The sequence below is a fragment of the Streptomyces toyocaensis genome, assembly GCF_000725125.1.
Lineage (GTDB): Bacteria > Actinomycetota > Actinomycetes > Streptomycetales > Streptomycetaceae > Streptomyces > Streptomyces toyocaensis.
The window spans coordinates 1-21397 of record NZ_JFCB01000033.1 but is presented as its reverse complement, the minus strand read 5'-3'; the positions used below and the strand labels follow the sequence as shown (position 1 = coordinate 21397).

At 72.2% G+C, this 21397-nt stretch carries 19 protein-coding genes and 1 pseudogene; 6 read left to right on the top strand and 14 right to left on the bottom strand.

All coding sequences use genetic code 11. From position 1 onward, the window contains the following. Positions 1-5: 5 nt before the first annotated feature. The 6 genes from BU52_RS27395 to BU52_RS27370 all read right to left on the bottom strand — a co-directional run bounded on the left by BU52_RS27395 (position 6) and on the right by BU52_RS27370 (position 5047). On the bottom strand, positions 6-1343 hold the full coding sequence (locus BU52_RS27395; RefSeq protein WP_037939337.1) for a CpaF family protein: 1338 nt from the start codon (positions 1341-1343) through the stop codon (positions 6-8). A gap of 57 nt (positions 1344-1400) precedes the next feature. After that, positions 1401-1778 carry a TadE/TadG family type IV pilus assembly protein gene (locus BU52_RS27390; protein WP_037939335.1) on the bottom strand — a complete coding sequence of 126 codons (378 nt, stop codon included), beginning with the start codon at positions 1776-1778 and terminating at the stop codon, positions 1401-1403. A 1-nt stretch (position 1779) separates the two neighbouring features. Further along, positions 1780-2160: a septum formation initiator gene (locus BU52_RS35810; protein ID WP_037939332.1), complete on the bottom strand. Its 381-nt coding sequence runs from the start codon at positions 2158-2160 to the stop codon at positions 1780-1782. A gap of 20 nt (positions 2161-2180) precedes the next feature. Then, positions 2181-3434, bottom strand: coding sequence for an AAA family ATPase (locus BU52_RS27380; protein WP_037939331.1), 1254 nt, complete (start codon positions 3432-3434; stop codon positions 2181-2183). Between the two features lie 9 nt (positions 3435-3443). Then, positions 3444-4151 (bottom strand): Flp pilus assembly protein CpaB, encoded by a 708-nt coding sequence (gene cpaB / locus BU52_RS27375; RefSeq protein WP_037939327.1) that lies wholly within the window; start codon positions 4149-4151, stop codon positions 3444-3446. A gap of 62 nt (positions 4152-4213) precedes the next feature. Continuing rightward, positions 4214-5047: a hypothetical protein gene (locus BU52_RS27370; RefSeq protein ID WP_037939324.1), complete on the bottom strand. Its 834-nt coding sequence runs from the start codon at positions 5045-5047 to the stop codon at positions 4214-4216. A gap of 438 nt (positions 5048-5485) precedes the next feature. On the opposite strand from BU52_RS27370, the gene BU52_RS27365 reads away from it, so the two are divergent. The 3 genes from BU52_RS27365 to BU52_RS35015 all read left to right on the top strand — a co-directional run bounded on the left by BU52_RS27365 (position 5486) and on the right by BU52_RS35015 (position 9183). Beyond that, positions 5486-7189, top strand: coding sequence for a chitinase (locus BU52_RS27365; protein WP_037939322.1), 1704 nt, complete (start codon positions 5486-5488; stop codon positions 7187-7189). 166 nt (positions 7190-7355) lie between these two features. Further along, positions 7356-7865 (top strand): SigE family RNA polymerase sigma factor, encoded by a 510-nt coding sequence (locus BU52_RS27360; RefSeq protein WP_037939320.1) that lies wholly within the window; start codon positions 7356-7358, stop codon positions 7863-7865. A 61-nt stretch (positions 7866-7926) separates the two neighbouring features. Beyond that, positions 7927-9183: a hypothetical protein gene (locus tag BU52_RS35015; RefSeq protein WP_037939317.1), complete on the top strand. Its 1257-nt coding sequence runs from the start codon at positions 7927-7929 to the stop codon at positions 9181-9183. A 7-nt stretch (positions 9184-9190) separates the two neighbouring features. On the opposite strand, the gene BU52_RS27350 is transcribed toward BU52_RS35015, so the two are convergent. After that, the gene (locus BU52_RS27350) at positions 9191-10513 is read right to left on the bottom strand and encodes an Nramp family divalent metal transporter (RefSeq protein WP_037939315.1); all 1323 of its coding nucleotides are present in this window, start codon (positions 10511-10513) and stop codon (positions 9191-9193) included. Positions 10514-10698: 185 nt separating this feature from the next. Here BU52_RS27350 and BU52_RS27345 point away from each other — a divergent pair, with 185 nt between their 5' ends. Continuing rightward, entirely contained in the window at positions 10699-12036 is a 1338-nt protein-coding gene (locus BU52_RS27345) for a M14 family metallopeptidase (RefSeq protein ID WP_037939311.1), read from the top strand. 22 nt (positions 12037-12058) lie between these two features. Here BU52_RS27345 and BU52_RS27340 read toward each other — a convergent pair whose 3' ends face one another. The 5 genes from BU52_RS27340 to BU52_RS27320 form a co-directional block, all read right to left on the bottom strand. Then, the gene (locus tag BU52_RS27340; protein WP_037939308.1) at positions 12059-12661 is read right to left on the bottom strand and encodes a hypothetical protein; all 603 of its coding nucleotides are present in this window, start codon (positions 12659-12661) and stop codon (positions 12059-12061) included. An 84-nt stretch (positions 12662-12745) separates the two neighbouring features. Next, the gene (locus BU52_RS27335; RefSeq protein ID WP_037939305.1) at positions 12746-14233 is read right to left on the bottom strand and encodes a GntP family permease; all 1488 of its coding nucleotides are present in this window, start codon (positions 14231-14233) and stop codon (positions 12746-12748) included. 125 nt (positions 14234-14358) lie between these two features. Then, the gene (locus BU52_RS27330) at positions 14359-14769 is read right to left on the bottom strand and encodes a RidA family protein (protein WP_037939300.1); all 411 of its coding nucleotides are present in this window, start codon (positions 14767-14769) and stop codon (positions 14359-14361) included. Continuing rightward, positions 14766-15530, bottom strand: a complete 765-nt coding sequence (locus BU52_RS27325) for an IclR family transcriptional regulator (RefSeq protein ID WP_037939298.1) — start codon at positions 15528-15530, stop codon at positions 14766-14768. Before BU52_RS27325 ends, BU52_RS27330 begins: the two co-directional genes overlap by 4 nt. Continuing rightward, positions 15527-16615 (bottom strand): sugar kinase, encoded by a 1089-nt coding sequence (locus BU52_RS27320; RefSeq protein WP_037939296.1) that lies wholly within the window; start codon positions 16613-16615, stop codon positions 15527-15529. Before BU52_RS27320 ends, BU52_RS27325 begins: the two co-directional genes overlap by 4 nt. 139 nt (positions 16616-16754) lie before the next feature. Between BU52_RS27320 and BU52_RS27315 the strand changes: the two genes are divergently transcribed. Next, positions 16755-18026 (top strand): amino acid deaminase, encoded by a 1272-nt coding sequence (locus tag BU52_RS27315; RefSeq protein ID WP_037939293.1) that lies wholly within the window; start codon positions 16755-16757, stop codon positions 18024-18026. A gap of 11 nt (positions 18027-18037) precedes the next feature. Continuing rightward, positions 18038-19648, top strand: a complete 1611-nt coding sequence (locus tag BU52_RS27310) for an N-acyl-D-amino-acid deacylase family protein (RefSeq protein WP_037939291.1) — start codon at positions 18038-18040, stop codon at positions 19646-19648. Positions 19649-19666: 18 nt separating this feature from the next. On the opposite strand, the gene BU52_RS27305 is transcribed toward BU52_RS27310, so the two are convergent. Both BU52_RS27305 and BU52_RS35380 read right to left on the bottom strand, forming a co-directional pair. Further along, positions 19667-20599 carry a S1 family peptidase gene (locus BU52_RS27305; protein ID WP_037939289.1) on the bottom strand — a complete coding sequence of 311 codons (933 nt, stop codon included), beginning with the start codon at positions 20597-20599 and terminating at the stop codon, positions 19667-19669. A gap of 341 nt (positions 20600-20940) precedes the next feature. Continuing rightward, a pseudogene (locus tag BU52_RS35380) lies at positions 20941-21397 on the bottom strand (hypothetical protein); the annotation flags it as partial.

Here is a 21397-nt window from a genome sequence, read left to right as displayed (position 1 = left end):
GGTTCCTACCTGGCTTCTCTGGTGGCGAGCTGGTCGGCGGAGTGGGCGATGCCGAACGCCTGCGGGATGGGCTGGCTCGCCATGTAGAGGCGGTCGGCGGTGCGGCGCGGGAGGGGGTGGTGGTCGTAGGCGCCGTGGACGCGGCCGTCGGCGGTCATCGGCCGCGCGTGGAACCGGGCGACCGTGGCCAGCCGGTAGGGCTCACCGCCGTGGCTCTCCAGCAGGGCGATCTCGGTGATGCGGCGGGCGCCGTCGGCGAAGCGGGTGAGCTGGACGATCACGTCGACGGCGCTGTTGATCTGGTCGTGCAGGGCGACGAAGGGGATCTCGACGTCGGACATGGACGCGAGGGTCTGCAGCCGCATCAGCGCGTCCTCGGCGCTGTTGGCGTGGACGGTGGCGAGGGAGCCGTCGTGGCCCGTCGACATCGCCTGCAGCATGTCCAGCGACTCGCCGCCCCGGACCTCACCGACGACGATGCGGTCGGGGCGCATGCGCAGGGAGTTGCGGACGAGGTCGCGGATGGTGACCTGGCCCTTGCCCTCGACGTTCGGCGGGCGGGACTCCAGCCGGATGACGTGCGGCTGCTGGAGCTGGAGTTCGGCGGAGTCCTCGATGGTGATGATGCGCTCGCCCTCGGGGATCAGGCCGGAGAGGGCGTTGAGAAGGGTCGTCTTCCCGGTGCCGGTCGCGCCCGACACGATGATGTTGAACCGCGCCTGCACCAGTCCCGCGAGCAGGTACAGCATGTGTTCGTCGAGCGAGCCGAGGCCGATGAGTTCCTGGAGGGTGAAGGAGCGCGGGAAGCGGCGGATGGTGAGGGTGGCGCCGGTCAGGGACAGCGGCGGGATGATGACGTTGACGCGTTCGCCGGAGGGGAGGCGCGCGTCGACCATGGGGTTGGACTCGTCGACGCGGCGGTTCACCGTGGAGACGATGCGTTCGATGGTCTGCATGAGCTGGTCGTTGGAGGCGAACCGCATGGGGAGCTGCTCCACCCGGCCGCCGCGCTCGACGAAGATCGCGTCGGGGCCGTTCACCATGATCTCGGTGATCGACGCGTCCTCGAGCAGCGGCTCCAGGATGCCGAGGCCCAGTGCCTCGTCGACGACGCGGCGGATCAGCTGGGACCGTTCGACGGTCGACAGGACCGGGCCCTCGCGGCTGATGATGTGGCCGAGGACGCGTTCCAGCCGGGCCCGGCGCTCGGCCGCGGCCAGCGAGCTCATCTCCGCGAGGTCGATCTCCTCGAGGAGCTTGGCGCGGTAGGAGGCGACCAGGTGGCCGTCCTCACCCCGTCCGGCCGTCTCCTCGGGGGAGTTGATGCGTGCCCGCAGGCTCATGGGTCGCGTGCTCCTCGTTCGTCCGTGCCGTGCGTTCTCGTCGGTCCTCGTGGTCGGTCAGTGGTCCATCGGCATCGTGGCGCTCTTGCTGGCGGGGTCGAAGTCCCAGCCGGGGACGATCGACGGGATGTCGACCGTGGCGGTGACGGTGACCTCGTCGCCGCCCTGCGCCGCCCCGCAGTCGGTGCCGTCCGCGAGCCAGGCGCTGACGGCGGCCGCGCAGGCGCCCTGGGCGCCCCGGTCCAGCGAGGCGCTGCGCGCTCCCGCCCGCGCGGCGGTGCCCGCCTGCTGGGCGGTGTAGGCGATCAGGCCGAGCTGTACGGCGGCCATGGCGACGACGAGGAGCACGGGGAGGAAGCCCAGGTACTCGAGCGCCGCCTGACCGCGGTCGCGGTCCCGCCGGTTCGGAAGGTGCCGGTTCGGCCCGTACGGCATCTCAGTCCACCTCCTCCTCGACCGCGCCCGCGTGGCCCTCGACGTCGAAGGGGAAGGAGACCGTGCCGGGGAAGAGGAGGGGCACGTCCAGCGTCACGTCGGCGGTGACGAAGCCGCCCGCCGTCGCACAGTCCACCGTCGCTCCCCCCGCCCACGCTCCCGACAGCTTGTCGAGACCGGCCTCCTGGCAGGCGCCCTGGCGCGCGCCCGGTGCCGCCGCCGTCGCCGCCCGTACGGCCTCGTCCGCAGCATTCCCCGCGAGCGTGAAGGTGTACCCCACCAGCACGAGCTGCCACAGCACCACCAGCGTCACCAGGATCGTCGGCGTCATGCCGAGGAACTCGACGGTGACCTGGCCCCGGTCCCGGTGACGGTCCGTCATGGTCGTTTCTCTCGTCCGTCTCATCCCCCGCCGTCCTTCCGCCGCCGGAAGGTCACCGACCCCCGGTCGCCGCGCGGTCTGCCGCCCTTGTGTGTGCCCTCGGCGGCCTTGACCAGGCCGAGTTCGCCGGCCAGACCCCACAGGGCCTGTTTCACCGTGCTCCTGCTCTCGAGTTCGTGGACGCGCCCGGCGTCCACGACGCCCTGGAGTTCCTTGAAGTGGGCGGGGACCGTGGTGGCCGCCACCGTCGTACCGGTGATCTTCTGGATGAGCGGGGGCTGGATCTCCGTGGACCGGGTGTGCCGGTTGACGACGATCGTGGTCTCCTCCGCCTTGCGGATCTGCAGCCGGTCCCACATCCGCACGGCCCGCTTGGCTCCCCGCACGGCGATCACGTCGGGGGTGGTGACCAGCAGGGCCCGGTCGGCCATCTCCACCGCCGCCGCGCCGGCCCCGCCGAGCTGGGCGCCGCAGTCGATGACGACGACCTCGTAGCGGGAGCGCAGGGCGCTGACGATCTGGCGGGCGGCGCGGTCGGTGACGTCCTCGCCCCGTTCGCCCTCGGCGGGGGCGAGCAGCAGGGTGACGCCGGTGTCGTGACGGAAGACGGCGTCGGCCAGGACGCGCGGGGAGATGTCGCCCACCGCGGCGAGGTCGACGACCGACCGCCGGAACTGGACGTCCAGGTAGGAGGCGATGTCGCCGGTCTGGAGGTCCATGTCGACCAGGGCGGCGGGGCGGCCGGACGCCTGGGCGGCGAGGGCGAGCTGGATGGCGGTGAGGGTCGTGCCCACGCCGCCCTTCGATCCGCTGACGGTGACGACGGTGCCGCCGACGCCGGTGAACACGTCGCCTCCGGCGCCCAGATGGCGGCGTACGCCGACCGACCACTGGGCGACGGCCTGGACGCGGCTGGCGAGTTCCTCGTAGCTGAGGGGGAGGGCGACCAGGCCGCGGGCGCCGTAGTCCATGGCGGCCTGGAAGAGGCCGGGGCTCGCGTCGGAGGTGACGAGGATGACGCCGACGGACGGGAAGCGCAGGGCGACCTCGCGGATCAGCTCCAGGGCGGGGACGGGGCCGATCCGCTCGTGCACGACCACGACCTCGGGCAGTTCGTCGACGGACTCGGCGGCCAGGCGCGCGAGGGTGTCGATGAGCTGGGTGGAGTCGGCCACCGGGGCGACCGGCTCGGCGTCCGGGAGCTGGCTGAGCAGGGTGGTGATGGACCGGACCGCGTCCGCGTCGCCGGCTGCCGGGAGGATCCTGGTGGGCATGCGGGCCTCTCACTTGTCCTTCGCGAGTTCGTACGTCCGGTCCTTCTCGGGGACGGCGGTGTCGCCTCCGGGCGCGACCAGCGCGAGCCGGACCCGCTGGGCGAACGACTCGGCGTAGGTGATGCGCTGGGCGTCGATGGCGGAGAGCGCGAAGGTGATCGGGACGGCGTCGGTGGTCTCCCGGCCGCGGTCGTTCTCGTCCGGCTGGAGCGCGGTGAGCCGTCCCACGTCCAGGACCTTGGCGTTGGTCACGATGATCCTGGACTGGGCGGGGTCGCCCTCGCGCTCGCCCGCGAAGGTGGCGTAGACGTTCACCGACGAGCCGGGGGTGATCTTGCCGGCGACCCCGGTGGCCGCGTCGATCATGATGGCGACCTCCTGCTGTCCCGGCTGGAGTTCGGGCTGGTCCACGATCATGTCGCTCTGCAGCAGGGAGCCCTTCTGCAGCGTGGTCACGGCGATCTTGCCCCGGATGTCGTCGAGGTCGGTGACGGCGTTCTCCGACAGCCACCGCTCGGGCATCCCGATCTTCTCGAACTGGTCCGTGGTGAGCGCGGTGTAGGGCGCGATGTTCGACTTCAGCCGGTACGCGGTGACCTCGGGCCCGACCTTGGACTTCACGTCGCTGATGACGGAGAGCACGCCGGCGAACGCGCCGAGGGCGCACAGGACCGACAGGAGCAGGAGTATCACGCCGCGGCGCTGACGGGAGTTCATGAGCCGTACAACCTCATCGGGGATATCGGTCGAGCGGGATCGGGCGGGCTGGTGCGGTGGGATCAGGTGCGCCGGGAGACAGCCGGTGCGCCCTCGGGGGCGGGTGGTACGGCCGAGCAGAACACGCACCGGTCACCGATGACGTCGATGCCGCACCAGTGGCAGGTGCCGCGCCGCACGGAGGTGACCAGCTGGTACAGGACGGACAGGTCGGGCAGGTAGGTGCAGAACTCGATGATCTTCCCGGTGCCCCACCAGCCCGGGGACGCGGCGGGCAGCGGCGTCTCGCGCAGCCCCTGCACGTTCCAGGCCGGGGCCAGGGTCGCCCCGACCCAGTCCGACTGGAGCTGCCCCTTGGCGACCAGCATCCAGGTGCCGAACTCGGGGCCGTCGAGGGTGGCTTCCGGGCCGAGGCGGACGAGTTGCGGCTGCGGGTGGGCGAGTACGGCGAACTGGCTGCCCGGCATCCAGGACTTGGCGTGCTGCTTCAGGTTCACGGGGACGCGGTCGAGCCGGGCCACGGAGCCGAGCAGGGCCCCGGAGTGGAGGTAGTGGACCAGCAGGCGGCCGGCCGAGGCGAGGACGCCGGGGCTGAGGTCGCAGGAGGCGAGCTGCCGCAACTGGCGTGCCAGGACGGCCAGTCCGAGCGGTGGCAGATCGGGGCGGAAGACGGCTATCCGGTCGCTCTCCAGGAGGGAGCGCAGGGTGTGCAGCCGCCGCTGGACGGCGGTGGGGGCGGCCGGGGAGCAGACGACGATGACGTGGCCGTGCTGCTCGATGAGCATCTGCAGTTCGCCCACGGCCTCTTCGAGCGGGCGGGTGTCGATGTCGCGCAGCACGACCGCGGGCAGGGTCCGTTCGTCCTGCGCCGGCAACGCCATGTCGGCGCCGGTCACGGCAATGGCAGTTGGCACGCGCGGCTCCCCGTTCTCCCCATGCCCGGCAGCCCACCGGGCGTCACTGACGACGACCCCGGTGACTTCACTGCGTGACTACGTGAGCACTGTAACCGCGGGTCCGTGACCGGAGAACAGCGTTTGTGTAGCTGAACAGCAACTACTGGTGCACAAGGTGCGTCAAACCGGGGCAGGTCGAGCATCTCGCCGGTCTCGATCCGGACCCAGTGGTGTGGGTCCTGTGCACCGGCTTGACGCCGGATGCCGCCCCGGGGTCCCAGGACCCACGCTTCCCCGTCGACCGCGGCCCTATTCCCCACCGGACAACGGCATTTCCGGTCCGGACCTATTGACAACGGGATTGGTCTGGACCACCTTGTCCTCCAACGGTGGCCACCGTCGCTCCCCCTCCCCGACTCCCCCACCGGAGGCCCCACAGTGGACCGCGCACCACGAACGTCCGGCCGCAGACGCGTCTGGGCCGGAGCCCTCGTCTCCGCCCTCGCACTGACCCTTCCCCTCGTGGGCGCGGGCCAGGCGTCCGCGGCTGACGTCAACAACGTCCAGAACGCAGGCTTCGAGGCGGGCCTGAGCGGCTGGACCTGCTCGGCGAACAGCGGCAGCACCGTATCCTCCCCGGTGCACGGCGGGACGGCCGCCCTCAAGGCGACCCCGGCCGGGCAGGACAACGCCCGCTGCACCCAGACGGTCGCGGTGCGGCCCGGCTCGACGTACGCGCTGAGCGGCTGGGTGCAGGGCGGGTACGCCTACCTGGGCGTGACCGGCACCGGCACGACGGACGTGTCCACCTGGACACCGGACTCCGGAAGCTGGAAGCAGCTGTCGACGAGCTTCACCACCGGCCCCTCCACCACCTCGGTGACGGTCTACACCCACGGCTGGTACGGCCAGGCGGCGTACCACGTGGACGACCTGTCGGTGTTCGGCCCCGACGGGGGCGGCGGCGGTGACCAGGAGCCCACGATCCCGGGCACCCCGGGCGGGCTCGGCGTCTCCGGCACGACGTCCTCGTCGGTGTCACTGGCGTGGAACCCGGTGTCGGGCGCGACGGGCTACTCCGTCTACCGGGACGGCACCAAGGTGACGGCCGTGACCGGCACCTCGGCGACCGTGACCGGGCTCGCGGCCTCGACGTCGTACTCCTTCCAGGTCGCGGCGACCAACGCGGCGGGCGAGTCGCCGAAGTCGGCGGCGGTGTCGGCGCGGACGGACGACAGCGGCGGCGGGGGCGGCGACCTGCCCAGGCACGCGGTGACCGGCTACTGGCAGAACTTCAACAACGGCGCCACGGTCCAGAAGATCTCGGACGTCCCGTCCCACTACGACATCATCGCGGTCGCCTTCGCCGACGCCACCGGCACTCCGGGCGCCGTCACCTTCAACCTGGACTCCGCGGGCCTGAACGGCTACACCGTGGACCAGTTCAAGGCGGACATCCGGGCCAAGCAGGCGGCCGGGAAGAAGGTCATCATCTCGGTCGGCGGGGAGAAGGGCACCGTCTCGGTGAACGACTCCGCCTCCGCGGCGAACTTCGCCGACTCGGTGTACGCGCTGATGCGGGAGTACGGCTTCGACGGCGTCGACATCGACCTGGAGAACGGCCTCAACGCGACGTACATGACGCAGGCGCTGCGCTCGCTGTCGGCGAAGGCGGGCCCGTCGATGGTCCTCACGATGGCCCCGCAGACCATCGACATGCAGTCGACGTCCAACTCCTACTTCCGCACCGCGCTGAACGTGAAGGACATCCTCACGGTCGTCAACATGCAGTACTACAACAGCGGTTCCATGCTGGGCTGCGACGGCAAGGTCTACAGCCAGGGCTCGGTGGACTTCCTCACCGCGCTCGCCTGCATCCAGCTCGAGGGCGGCCTCGACCCGTCCCAGGTGGGCCTCGGCCTGCCGGCCTCGACCCGGGGCGCGGGCAGCGGCTACGTCTCCCCGTCCGTGGTGAACAACGCCCTGGACTGCCTGACGCGGGGCACCAACTGCGGCACCTTCAAGCCCTCCCGGACCTACCCGTCCCTGCGGGGCGCGATGACCTGGTCCACCAACTGGGACGCCACGGCGGGCAACGCCTGGTCGAACGCGGTCGGCCCGCACGTGCACGCCCTGCCGTAACCACGGTCGTCCTCCCTCCCCCCGGCCCCGCCCACACCACTGTGGGCGGGGCCCCTTTCGTCCGCCGGGCCGACGCCGCGAAGTCCGTGTGAAACATTTCCCCCGCCCCACCGCATCAATGAGGTGAAGGCAGCGGGCGGCGGGACGGGCACGGGGGGCGCGGCGTATGAGGCAGGGACGGGCGGACGAGTACGCCGAGTTCGCGGCGGCGCGGGCCGGCCACCTGTACCGCTCCGCGTGTCTGCTCACCGCGGGGGACACGCACCTGGCCGAGGATCTCGTGCAGGAGACCTTCGGGCGGCTGTACGTCCGCTGGGGACGCGTCAGCCGGGTCGGGAATCCGGCCGGGTACGCGCAGACGGTGCTCACCCGTGCGTTCCTCGCCCACCAGCGGCGGCGCAGCAGCCGTGAGCGGGCGACGGACGTGTTCCCCGACCTGCCGGGTGCCGCCGACGGGGACGCGTCCCTGCGGCTGACCCTGATGGCCGCGCTCGCCCGGCTGCCCGCCAAGGACCGGGCCGTCGTCGTTCTGCGGTACTGGGAGGACCGCTCGGTCGAGGAGACCGCCGACGTGCTGAACGTCAGCTCGGCGGCCGTGCGGACGCGGTGTGTCCGTGCGCTCGGCCGGTTGCGGGAGCTGCTGGGCGAGGACCTCGCGGCGTACTCCAGACCCTGAGGCGGGCCGCCCCGCCCCTCAGGACCCGATCACTCACACCTTGCCGAAAGGGTGGCTCGTCATGCCCGGAAGTCAGCACCACGACCCCTTCGAGGAGCGGCTCGCCGCCGCGCTGCGCGACGCCGGGGACGGCTTCGACGCCGACCCGGCCGCCCTCACCGCCGGGGGCCGGGTCCGCGGGCGGCGCGCCCAGCTGCTGCGGCGGACGGCCGTGCTCGGGGGCGCGGCCGGTATCGCCCTCGTCGGGGTGGGCGGCGCGCTGCTCGTGCCGGGCGGTGACTCCTTGGGACCCGACCGGTCGTCCGCCGCCGCGAAACCGGCCGCGTCCGCGTCCGCCACCGCCGCCGCGTCCTTCTCCGGCGACGACCTCCTCCGCACCCTCAAGGGGCTCCTGCCCGACGGTGAGTTCAGCCAGGAGGCGGCGAACGGCACCCGGGGGGACACGCCCCCGTTCGCGCACGTCGTGTACGACGACGGGGAGGGCGCCGCGGCCATCGGTGTCGGCTTCGGCCGCCTGGAGGCCGGCAGCCGGGAGGTCAGGGAGGTGACGACGTGCCCGGACAGGGCGCTCGTCGAGTACGACGACTGCACCTCCGGCCGGCTGCCCGACGGCTCACTGCTCATGCTGTACCGGGGCTACGAGTACCCCGACCGGCGTGAGGACACGAAGCGGTGGTCCGCCGAGCTGGTGACGGCCGACGGGCAGCACGTGTCGCTGAGCGAGTGGAACGCCGCGGCGGAGAAGGGGGCCCCGGTCTCCCGTGCGGAACCCCCGCTGTCACTGGAGGAGTTGAAGCGCATCGTCACCGCCGGCGCGTGGCGGCGCGTCGTGGACGCCATGCCCGAGGACCGCAGGCCGCCGGCCACCGGCGCCCCGGACGCCCCGCCGCCGGGGGCCGCGGGCGAGTCGATCGGCGCGCCCCTGGCCGGCCTGCTGCCGAAGGGGCTCACCGTGGTGGACCGGGGCGGCCAGGAGACCGAGTACGCCTACCTCGTCATCGACGACGGCAAGGGCAGGAGCCTCGTCCAGGTCAATGTGCAGCCCGACATGTCCGATGTCGCGGATCAGCTCTACGGCGAGGCCGAGACCCTCCCCGACGGCACCCTGGTCGCCACGCGCGAGGGGCCGGGTGAGAAGGGCGGCGAGGGCGTCCTGATGTGGACCGCCGACACCATGCGGCCCGACGGGTTCCGGGTGGTGATCAGCGCCTTCAACACCGGGGCCCAGCATCAGGACGCCACCCGCGCCACCCCCGCGCTGACCGTGGACCGGCTGAAGGAGATCGCGCTCAGCGGGAAGTGGGAGGGACTGCGGTAGCCGCCCGTCAGAAGAACTCCGACCAGGGCTGGTCCCAGACCTGCTTGACGCACAGCACCAGGAACAGCAGGCCGGCGAGGGCGAGCATGGTGTTGCTGAGCGGCCCGTTGCGCCACTCGCGGGGCGTGCGGGCGGAGTTGAGGAGCCACATCAGGGTCAGGGCGAGGAACGGCATGAAGGCGGCGCCCAGGACGCCGTAGATGATGACCAGGCGGAAGGGCTGGCCCTGGAAGAGCAGGACCATGGGCGGGAAGGTGAGCCAGAGGAGGTAGGCGCGGAAGGCCCAGGAGCGTTCGCGCCGCCCGGAGGCCAGCGCGTCGCCCCGCGCCTGACGTTCGCCGCGCTGCCGGGCCAGGAAGTCGGCGAACATCAGGCTCACGCCGTGCCAGACGCCGATCAGGGAGGTGAAGGAGGTGGCGAAGAAGCCGATCAGGAACAGCTTGCCGGTCGCGGTGCCGTACTGCTCCTCCAGGACGCCGCCGAGCTGGATCAGGCCCTTGTCGCCGCTCGCGATCGCGATGTTCGCCGAGTGCAGCAGCTCGGCGCCGACGAAGAGCATCGCGACGACGAAGATGCCGGTGGTGGCGTAGGCGACCCGGTTGTCCAGCCGCATGATCCTCATCCAGCCGGTGCCGGTCCAGCCCTTGGCGTTGACCCAGTAGCCGTACGCCGCCAGCGTGATGGTGCCGCCGACACCACCGATCAGGCCGAGGGTGTTGAGGACCGAGTCCTTCTCGTCCGGGAGGACCGGCAGGAGTCCGGCGAAGGCGTCACCGAGGTGGGGCGTGACCCGGACCGCCAGATAGACGGTCACCACGAACATGACGCCGACCAGCACCGTCATGACCTTCTCGAAGACGGCGTACCGGTTGAACCAGACGAACACCAGGCCGGCCAGACCGCAGGCGATGCCCCACCACTCGAGGTCCATCACGTCCGGGAACAGCGCCTGGAGCGGCAGGGCGCTGGACGACATCGCCGCCGCGCCGTAGACGAAGCCCCAGATCACGGCGTAGCCGGCGAAGAACCACGTCGTCCAGCGGCCGAGGCTCGCCCAGCCGTCGAAGAGCGTACGGCCGGTGGACAGGTGCCACCGGCCGCACGCCTCGGCGAGGGAGATCTTCACCAGGCAGCCGACGACCGCGGCCCACAGCAGCGTGTAGCCGAAGTTGCTGCCGGCGATGAGTGTGGCCACGAGGTCGCCGGCGCCCACACCGGTCGCGGCGACGACGATGCCGGGGCCGATGTACCGCCAACTGGAGGTGCGCGGGTCGGGGCCGGGCGCGCTCGCCGTCCCGGTGTCCTGGATGTTTCCCGTGGTGTCCGCCATGGGGCCAAGAAAGCGGACGGCCGCCCGTCGGACAAGAGGGCGTGCCGGGATCTTCACGGGACGCGCCCCGGTCCGGCCGCCGACCGGAAACAGTGCCTTGACCTGATCATGCCATGCACTGAGGATGACCGCACCGCACCACGCACGTCGCCATGGACAACCCCCACCTCCCACAAGGAGACTTCATGCGACTCCGCCCACGCGGCAGACGTTCCGCCGCGCTCGCCACCCTGCTCGCCCTCGCCCTGGCGGCACCCCTGTCGCTGACGGCCTCCCAGGCCGGCGCCGACAGCGCCGACCGGCCGGCCCCCTCGGCCGACGACGTCCGCCAGTACGAGATCCACCAGCACACCACTCCCGTGACCCGTACGGCCATCCAGCGCTCCGGGGTCACCGTGGACGAGGCGGACGAGGAGACCGTGGTGGTCTCCGGACGCGCCGACCAGATCCGGGCGCTGCGCCGCCAGGGCTACGAGGTCACGCCGCTGGGCGCGGCACCGGACCGCTCCTCGGCCGCCGACGGCGTGCGGCTGTACGACTTCCCGTCGGCCGACTCCCGGTACCACAACTACGCCGAGATGAACGCGGAGATCGACCAGCGGCTGGCGGCGTACCCGTCCATCATGAGCAAGCGGGTGATCGGCACGTCCTACCAGGGCCGGGACATCGTCGCCATCAAGATCAGCGACAACGTGGCCACGGACGAGAACGAGCCCGAGGTCCTCTTCACCCACCACCAGCACGCCCGCGAACACCTCACCGTGGAGATGGCCCTGTACCTGCTGCGCGAACTCGGCGCGGGATACGGCAGCGACCCCCGGATCAGGAACATGGTCGACGGACGGGAGATCTGGATCGTCCCGGACCTCAACCCGGACGGCGGCGAGTACGACATCGCCTCCGGCTCCTACCGCTCCTGGCGCAAGAACCGCCAGCCCAACTCCGGTTCGTCGTACGTCGGGACGGACCTGAACCGCAACTGGGACTACCGCTGGGGCTGCTGCGGCGGCTCCTCCGGCTCCAAGTCCTCCGAGACCTACCGGGGTTCGGCCCCCGAGTCCGCGCCCGAGGTGAAGGTCGTCGCCGACTTCGTGCGCAGCCGGGTCGTGGGCGGGGTGCAGCAGATCAAGGCGGGCATCGACTTCCACACCTACAGCGAGCTCGTGCTGTGGCCGTTCGGCTACACCTACTCCGACACCACCACCGGGATGACGGCCGACGACCACGCCGCGTTCAAGGCCGTCGGCCAGAAGATGGCCGCGAGCAACGGGTACACACCCCAGCAGTCCAGCGACCTGTACATCACGGACGGGTCGATCGACGACTACCTCTGGGGTGCGCACAAGATCTTCGGCTACACCTTCGAGATGTACCCGACGTCCTCCTGGAACGGCGGCTTCTACCCGCCCGACGAGGTCATCGAGCGGGAGACGTCCCGCAACCGGGACGCCGTGCTCCAACTCCTGGAGAACGCCGACTGCATGTACCGCTCCATCGGCAAGGCCGGGCAGTACTGCGGCTGACCGCCGGCCGCCCCCGGGACCCTCAGGACGGCTCGTCGCCGGTGTCCTGTGCGGGCGCGGCGCCGCCGTCCTCCTCGAAGTACTCGTCCAGGACCGCGTCCAGGGCCGCGTCCCACTCGGCGAAGCGGCTCCTGGACGGGGCCTCGATCTCGAGGGGGTACCAGCGGCGCTCGGTGGTGTGGACGGTGACCGTGTAGCGCTTGCCGAAGCGGGCGGTCTCCGTCTCCACCGCGCCGATCTCGTCCCAGCGGAACTCGCACTCCTGGTCGTCCAGGCGCAGATGGACACCGCTGTGGTCGGCGACGATCCTGGCCCGGCGGTCGGACGCCTCGAAGACGGGGCCGTCCGGGGCGGGCTCCGGGTCCTCCTCGGAGGGCTCGGAGTCCTCCTGCGGGCCCAGGGCCTTCCCGGCCGCCTTCTCCGGGACCCCGGACTCCCCGGCGGTCTCCTCCTCCGGCTCCGTCCCGGCCTCCGCGCCGGGTGGCGTGCCGTCCTCGGGCTCGTCCGCCCCGGCGCCCGCGTCCTCCTTCCGGACGGACGCGGGCGAGGTGAGCCCGGGGATGAATGCCGGGTCGAATCCGGCGCCTTCCAGGGGCTGGCTGCTCGAACCTATGCGCTGCTCCACACCGCAGGAGTATGGTCGACAAACCTGTGCCGGACACAGCCAGCCCCCAACTTCGTTATCAGACGCCTACACAGGCACCCCGGCTCACACGACCAGGCTGAGCGCGGCGGCGACCACGAACCCGGCCACGGACAGCACGCTCTCCAGCACCGTCCACGTCCTGAGCGTGTCCCGCTCGCTGATGCCGAAGTACTTGGCGACCATCCAGAACCCGCCGTCGTTGACGTGCGACGCGAAGATGGAACCCGCCGAGATGGCCATGATGACGAGCGCCACGAACGCCTGGGAGTGGTCCCCCTCGGCCAGCAGCGGCGCCACGATGCCCGCCGTCGTCACGATCGCCACCGTCGCCGAGCCCTGCGCGACCCGCAGCACCACGGAGATCAGGTAGGACAGCACGATCACCGGGAGGCCGACGTCGTTGAAGGTGTCGGACAGCGCCTGGGCGACCCCGCTGGCCTTGAGGACGGCGCCGAAGACGCCGCCCGCCCCGACCACCAGCAGGATGTTGCCCACCGGCTTCAGCGAGGACGTGGAGACCGTCTCCAGGGACCTGCGGGACCAGCCGCGCCGGATGCCCAGCAGGTAGTACGCGAGGAACAGGGCGAGGGTGAGCGCCACGAACGGGTGGCCGAAGAACTCGATCACCGAGCGCGGGGTGGAGGGGTCCAGGGCGATCGAGGAGAAGGTCGCCGCGAGGATGAGCAGGAGCGGCGTACCGATGATGCCGAGGACCGTGCCGAGCGGCACCGGCGTCTCCCGCGGCTCGACCCCACAGGCGCGCTGCTCGGCGACGACGGCGTCCTTGGCCTCCTGCGCGGCCTCGACCATGTCCTGCGGTACGGCGACGAAGATCCGCCTGCCGACCCAGGCGGAGTAGGCCCAGGCGGCGACGACGGCCGGCAGACCGCAGACGACGCCCATCAGGATGACCCAGCCCAGGTCCACGTCGAGCAGTCCGGCGGCGGCCACCGGGCCCGGGTGCGGGGGCAGGAAAGCGTGGGTGACGGAGAGGCCGGCGAGGAGGGGGAGGCAGTAGAGCAGGATCGACTTGCCGGAGCGCTTGGCCGCGGCGTACACGATCGGCGCGAGGACGAAGATGCCGACGTCGAAGAAGACCGGGATGCCGAAGATCAGACCGGTCAGGCCCATGGCGAGCGGGGCCCGCTTCTCGCCGAACAGGCCGAGCAGCCGGCCCGCCAGCACCTCCGCCCCGCCGCTGACTTCGAGGATCGCGCCGAGCATGGTGCCCAGGCCGATGATGATCGCGACATGGCCGAGGATGCCGCCCATACCGGACTCGATGGTGGACACCGCGTCCGAACGCTGGACGGTGCCGAAGAGTTCGGTGACCGACAGGCCGGCCATCAGGCCGACGGCTATGGAGACGCCGAGCAGGGCGACGAAGGGCTGGAGCCGGACCTTGATGATCAGGAAGAGCAGGAGGGCGATGCCGATCGCGGCGACGGTCAGCAGGCCCGCGGTGCCGTCGACGAGGAGGAGCAGTCCTCCGGTGTGCGGTGGTGTCTCCACGGGTGCGGTGGCGGCGAGCGGGAGGGACGGATGGGACATGCGGGGGTCCTCTGGGTAAGTGCATGCGGCTTTCGGGCAGGGGGGATCGCGGCACGGCGTCCCAGGGGAGGGACACCGTGCCGTGAGGGCGTACGGCGGGGGGGGGGGAAGGGGACGGGTGCGGGTCAGCCGAGGACGGCGAGCGCGTCGATCTCGACGAGGAGCCCGGCGGGGAGACCGACGTAGACGGTCGTGCGGGCGGCGGGCGGCCGGGTGAGGCCCTGTTCCTCGAAGTAGGCGTCGTAGATCTCGTTCATCTCCGCGAAGTGGTCCACGTCGGTGAGGTAGACGCGGATCATCATCACGTCGTCCCAGCCGGCGCCGCCCTCTTCGAGGATCGCCTTGACGTTGGCGAGGGTCTGGAGGGTCTGCTCGCGCAGGGTCGGCCCGGCCGGGGTGGGAACCCTGCCCTCCTCGTGCGGCAGGAAGCCGACCTGGCCGGCGACCTGGAGGATGTTGCCCTTGCGGACGCCGTGGGAGAACCTCGCGGGCGGGGTGGTGTGGGTGGCGGGGGTGAGCGCGGTCTTCTCGGTCATGCGGAGGTGCCCTTCACTGGGGTTCTGCCGGAGTACTCGCCGCTGATCGTGTCCGCCGTACGGCGCACCAGCGGCAGCAGGGTGAGGAGTTCGTCCGCGGTGACGACGACGTTCGGCGCGGACACCGACATCGCGGCGACCACCCGGCCGTCGGCGCCGCGGATCGGCGCGGCGACGCAGTTGATGGACTCCTCGTGGCCGCCGAGGTCGGTGGCCCAGCCCTGTTCGCGCACCGTGGCCAGTTCCTGGAGGAACGCGGCGGCGCTGGGTGTCGAACGGGCCGTGTACATGGGGTAGTCGAGCTTCTCCGCGAGGGCGCGGCGCTCGTGCTCGGGCAGGTCGGCGAGGAGGAGCTTGGCCACGGCCGCGACGGTGATGGCGACGGGCTTGCCGATCCTCGAGTACATGCGCACCGGGTAGCGGCTCTCCACCTTGTCGATGTAGAGCACCTCGTTCTCCTCGTACACGGCGAGGTGGACGGTGTGTCCGCAGCTCTCGTTGAGGCGTACGAGGTGGGCGTGGGCGATCTCGCGGACGTCGAGGTTCTCCATCGCCTCCTGGGCGAGGGCGAAGAGGCGTGCGCCGAGGCGGTAGCGCTGGTCGGACTGGCGGTAGACCATGCCGTGCTCGTGGAGCGTGCGCAGCAGGCGCAGGGCCGTGGACTTGTGCACGCCGAGGCGGTCGGCGACCTGTCCGAGGTCGGCGGGGCCCTCCGCGAGCAGCGGAAGGATGCTCAGGGCGCGGTCTACGGTCTGGCTCATGGGGTGCGTACCTCCTCGTCGGCCTCTTCGTCGGCCTGTGTCCAGCCGGGGCCGAGTCGCAGTCTCCCCCACGCGGTGTCGTCGAGGGCGGCGAGGCGGTCCGCGTGGGCGCGGGTGGGGGGCGGGGCGAGGTCGCCGGGGGTGGTGAGGGCGGCTGCCGCCATGAGGTGGCCGTGGCGGAGGCGGTCCCGTACGGGCAGGCCGCGCAGGGTGGCGGAGAGGAAACCCGCGGCGAAGGCGTCACCGGCGCCGGTCGTCGCGACGACGTCGACTTGCAGGGCCGGGGCGGTCGTGGCCGGGCGGGGGGTTGTCGCGCGGCCGCCGGCGGTGCCGCCCGCGGGTGGGCGGCAGAAGGCCGTGGCTCCGTGTGCGCCCTGCTTCACCACCAGGGTGTCCGGTTCGGGCAGGGCTTCCCGGATCGGCGACGGTCCGCCCGTGACGCCCCACGCCTCTTCCGCCTCGTCCTCTCCCACGAAGACGACGTCCGCGCGGCGGGCCAGTTCCAGGAGGACCTCGGGGCCGTGGGTGTCGCGCCACAGGCCCGGGCGGTGGTTGACGTCGAAGGAGACCAGGGGCCGGGCGGGGTGGGGGGCGGTCAGCTTCCGCAGCAGGTCCAGGCAGCCGGCGGAGAGGGCCGCCGTGATGCCGGACAGGTGCAGGACGCGCCCGGCGCGTGCGGCGTCCAGGTCCACGCCGTCCGGCGACATCGCGGACGCCGCCGAACCGGCCCGGTAGTACGCGACCTCGTGGGCGTCGCTCGAGCGGTCGCCGGCCGTGCGGAAGTAGACGCCGGTGGGCCGGTCCGGGTCGCGGCGGACGCGGGACACGTCCACCCCGTATCCGCCGATCGTCTCGACGAGGTGGTCGCCGAAGCCGTCGGCGCCGACCCTGCTGATCCACCGGGTGGTGTGCCCCGCGGCCGCGAGCACGCACGCCACGTTGGACTCCGCGCCGCCGATGCCCCGCTCGAAGGACGGGACGTCGGCGAGGCGGCCCGGCCGGGAGGGCAGGAACGTCACCATGGACTCGCCGAGCGCGACGACGTCGACGACGTCGGGGGCGGTGCAGGGTCCGGTGGCGGTCACGATGGCGGGGCTCCTCGTCTGCGGCGGGGTCGAAGCGGTGTCCGTTGACCCCGCGTGGCCGAGATGTTAGACAGCGGTAAGCGATATACGCAATGGGTGTTGCACATAACGCAACACGCCTGATCAGGGAGGTTCCCCGATGGTCTCCGGCACCGACGCTCTCGCCCGTCTCACCGAGGAACGGGTCGACCACCGCTTCAAGGGCCTCCCGCCGGACGCCGAGGGACTGACCGTCGGCGAGCTGGCCGCCCAGCGCCGCAACCTCTTCACCGGCGGCTTCACCACCCCCGTGCTCGCCCTCTCCGCCGAGCGCCTGGAGCACAACCTGAGGCTGATGGAGACGTATGCCGCCCGGCACGGGCTCGCCTTCGCCCCGCACGGCAAGACCTCCATGGCCCCGCAGCTCTTCCACCGCCAGATCGAACACGGCGCGTGGGGTATCACCCTGGCCGTCCCGCACCAGGTGCGGGTGGCGCGGGCGTTCGGCGTCCAGCGGATCTTCCTCGCCAACGAGCTGGTGGACGCGGCGGCCCTGCGGTGGATCGCCGGCGAGCTGGACACCGACCCCGCCTTCCGCTTCGTCTGCTACGTCGACTCCGTGCGCGGGGCCGAGCTGATGGACGCGGCCCTGAGCGGCGCCTCCCGGCCCGTGGACGTGGTCGTCGAACTCGCCGCCGGCGAGGATGCGCGCACCGGTGTGCGGACGGAGGCGGAGTGCGCCGCCGTCGCCGACGCGGTGGCCGGGGCCCGGTCGCTGCGGCTGGCCGGGGTCGCCGGCTACGAGGGCGAGGTGCCGGGGGCGGACCCAAAGCGGGTGCACGCCTGGCTGAGGCGGCTGGTGTCCCTCGCCGTGGACTTCGACCGGGCGGGGCGGTTCGCGGGGCTCGACGAGATCGTGGTGAGCGCGGGCGGCAGCGCCTGGTTCGACGCGGTGGCGGACGTCTTCGCCGGGATCCCGGAGCTCTCCTCCCCCGTGCTGAAGCTGCTGCGCTCGGGGGCGTACGTCTCGCACGACGACGGCCACTACCGCAGGCTGACCCCCTTCAACCGGGTCCCGGAGGAGGGCGCGCTGGAACCGGCGTTCCGGCTGTGGACGCAGGTGGTGTCCCGGCCGTCCGCCGAGCAGGCGTTCACCAACGCGGGCAAGCGTGACGCGGCCTACGACCTCGATCTGCCGTGCGCCCAGGTGGTCCGCCGGGACGGCGCCGAGTACCCGGCCGCCGGGATCTCGGTGACCGGGCTGTCCGACCAGCACGCGTGGCTGCGCACCACCGGGGAGGCCGCTCTGGAGGTGGGAGACTGGGTCGGGTTCGGCTTGTCCCACCCGTGCACGTCCTTCGACAAGTGGGTGCTCGTCCCCGTGGCGGAGGCGGACGGCACGGTCGTCGACTACGTCCGTACGTTCTTCTAGGAGGCCGGCACATGGAAGAGCTCGTCATCCGGGACGCGGACGTCGTGGACGGCTCCGGCGACTGGTCGTACCGCGCGGACGTGGTGGTGGACGGCGGACGCGTCGTCTCCATCGTGAAGGAGGCGGCGGACGCCGGCTGTCAGCGCCCGAAGGCCCGCCGTGAACTGGACGCCGAGGGGCTGGTGCTGGCCCCCGGCTTCATCGACATGCACGCCCACAGCGATCTGGCGCTGCTGCGCGACCCCGACCACAGCGCCAAGGCCGCGCAGGGCGTCACCCTCGAGGTCCTGGGCCAGGACGGGCTGTCGTACGCGCCGGTCGACGACCGGACGCTCGGCGAGGTGCGCCGGGCGATCGCCGGCTGGAACGGCCCCGGCGACGACGTCGACTTCGACTGGCGGTCGGTGGGCGGGTACCTGGACCGCCTCGACCGGGGCATCGCGGTCAACGCCGCGTACCTGATCCCGCAGGGCACGGTCCGGGCGCTCGCCGTCGGCTGGGAGGACCGGCAGGCCACGCCCGGAGAGCTGGACCGGATGCGGCAGCTGGTCGCGGAGGGCATGGAGCAGGGCGCGGTCGGCATGTCCTCGGGGCTGACGTACACGCCCGGGATGTACGCCGAGGACGCCGAACTCACCGAGCTGTGCCGGGTGGTGGCGTCGTACGGCGGCTACTACTGCCCGCACCACCGCTCCTACGGCGCCGGGGCGCTCGGGGCGTACGCGGAGATGGTGGCGCTGGCCCGGGAGGCGGACTGTCCGCTGCACCTCGCGCACGCCACGATGAACTTCGGCGTGAACCGGGGCCGCGCGCCCGAGCTGCTGTCCCTGCTGGACGAGGCGCTGGACGCCGGTGCCGACATCACGCTCGACACCTACCCCTACACCCCGGGCTGCACCACCCTCGTGGCGCTGCTGCCGAGCTGGGCGAGCGAGGGCGGCCCTGAGGAGGTCCTGCGGCGGCTCGCGGACGAGGAGGCGGCCGAGCGGATCCGCCACCACCTGGAGGACATCGGCTCGGACGGCTGCCACGGCGTGCCCGTGGAGTGGGAGACCATCGAGATCTCGGGCGTCGGCGATCAGGCGCTGGGCGAGTACGTCGGCCGGACGGTCCTCGACTCGGCGCGGGAGCGCGGCGAGTCGCCCTGGGCCGTCGCGCGCGGCCTGCTCCTGAAGGACAGGCTCGCCCCGACGATCCTCCAGCACGTCGGCCACGAGGAGAACGTCCGCGCGATCATGCGGCACCGGGTGCACACCGGCGGCTCCGACGGCATCCTGCAGGGCGCCAAGCCGCATCCGCGCGCCTACGGCACGTTCCCGCACTACCTCGGGCACTACGTGCGGGAGCTGGGGGTGCTGTCGCTGGAGGAGTGCGTCGCGCATCTGACCTCGCGCCCGGCCGCGCGGCTGCGGCTGCCGGACCGGGGGCTGGTCCGCGAGGGCTACAAGGCGGACCTGGTGCTCTTCGACCCGCGCACGGTGGCCGCCGGTTCCACCTTCGCCGAGCCCCGGACGCTTCCCACGGGCATCCCGTACGTGCTGGTCGACGGGCGGTTCGTCATCGAGGACGGGCGGCGCACGGACGTCCTGGCGGGACGGGCGGTCCGCAGGACTCCCCGCTGACCGCCCGCCCTCCACGGTCTACGGCTTGGGGACGGCGCAGCCGCTCGCGCTCAGCTCGAGCCTGTTGTCCACGCCGAAGCAGGCGGGGAACAGATAGGTCTGCTGGGCGTAGTTGATGCCCTTGCGGACCGTGACGACGCCGTTCTCGTCGACCTCGCACGGGTTGTTGACGGTGCAGCGCTCGCCGTCCTCGTTGCCGGTGTTGTTGACGGCGACCACCTGGCCGGTGGCGCTGTCGACGACCGGTGAGCCGGAGGTGCCGCCGATGGTGTTGCAGGCGGAGGTGTAACGGACCGAGTCCTTCCAGGTCCAGTCGCCCTCCTTCATGCGGTAGGCAAATCCGTCGATGGAGCAGGTGTAGATCCGCTTCCAGTAGCCGGACACCACGCTGATGGCCGTGCCGGCCGCCGGCCGGACGTCGCTCAGGGTCAACGGGTCGATGCCGTAGGCGCTCTTGATCTGCGCGTACGTCGTGCCGAGCCGGTAGATCGCGGCGTCCGTGTCGGTCATGGTCGCGTACACGAGCCGGTCGGCGCGCAGGGTGGCGACCTTGGCGCCGGAGGAGTTCAGCAGGCCGAAGCTGCGGCTGGACGCCCGGTCGACGAGGACCTGGCCGGGCGCGGGGAAGCCGCTCTCCAGGCAGTGGCCGTTGGTGAGCACGAGCGCCGGGTCGTCGGCCGCCGAGTCGGGCATGCGGACGACGGAGCCGGAGCAGTTGCTGAGCGAGACCGTGCCCGCGAAGTTCACCGCGCCGGCCTTCGGCGCGGTGAGTCCGGACAGGGTGTCCGCCACGGTCCCGACCGTGTCGTCGACGACGTCCGTCAACGTGGTCGGGACCGCGCCCGTGGTCGTGTCCGCGCCCGTGGGGGAAGGCGCGGCGGCGACCGCGGGGGTCGCGCCCGCCCCGGCGAGGGCCAGGGCACAGAGCGCGACGACGAGAGGTTTTCTCATGGGGGGTCCCCTCAATGCGGCGTCGGGCGACCGGAAGTCCTCCGGCCGCCCCGAGATTGTCATGCGCATTGTCAGCATGGGGACACCGGCGGGGCAAGGCCATGTTTCCGCCGGTAACGTCACCGGGGGACATGGTCCGGCAGGGGTGTCACCCGCACCGGCCGGGTTCCGGGCATGCGCGACCGCCGGGCCGGCCCGCACGGGCGCCCGCGTCCGGGCGGCCCTCCGCACGCGAGCCTGCCCGGAGCAGGTCGTCCCGGGGGCACACGGCAGGGTGGAGCCGGCTCAGCCCGCCGACCGGGCACCGGCCCGCACCAGGGCGGCGCCGACCGTGACCGTGTCTACCTGGTCCACTTCGGCCCCTGGCCCCGGCCCGGCCGGTCGTCGTTCTCGCCCGCACCAGGGTCACCCGGCGCGGTGGAGACGGTGGGGGTAGCCGTGGGGAGGCTCGGTGCGGAAGTGGTGGAGACACCGGCGGCGGGCGAGGACGGCGACCCGCCGGCCTCCCGGTCCCCGCCGGAGGCGCTCGCACTCGGGGAGGCGGACCCGGCCGACGGGGCGCCGGTGGCGTCCGGCGCCCCTGCCGGTGCGGACGCGTCCGTCTCCGCGGACGGCACGTCGGACTGCCCGGTGGTCACCCCCTCGCGGTCACCCTGCTCCCCGGCACCCTTGGACGGCGAGCCCGAGAAGGCGAAACCGGCGATCAACGCCGCCACGGACACGGCACCCACCGCCGACACGGCCGCCACCGCGCGACGCGCGCGCGGGGGCGCGGGGGCCCTGCGGCGGCCCCGCCCA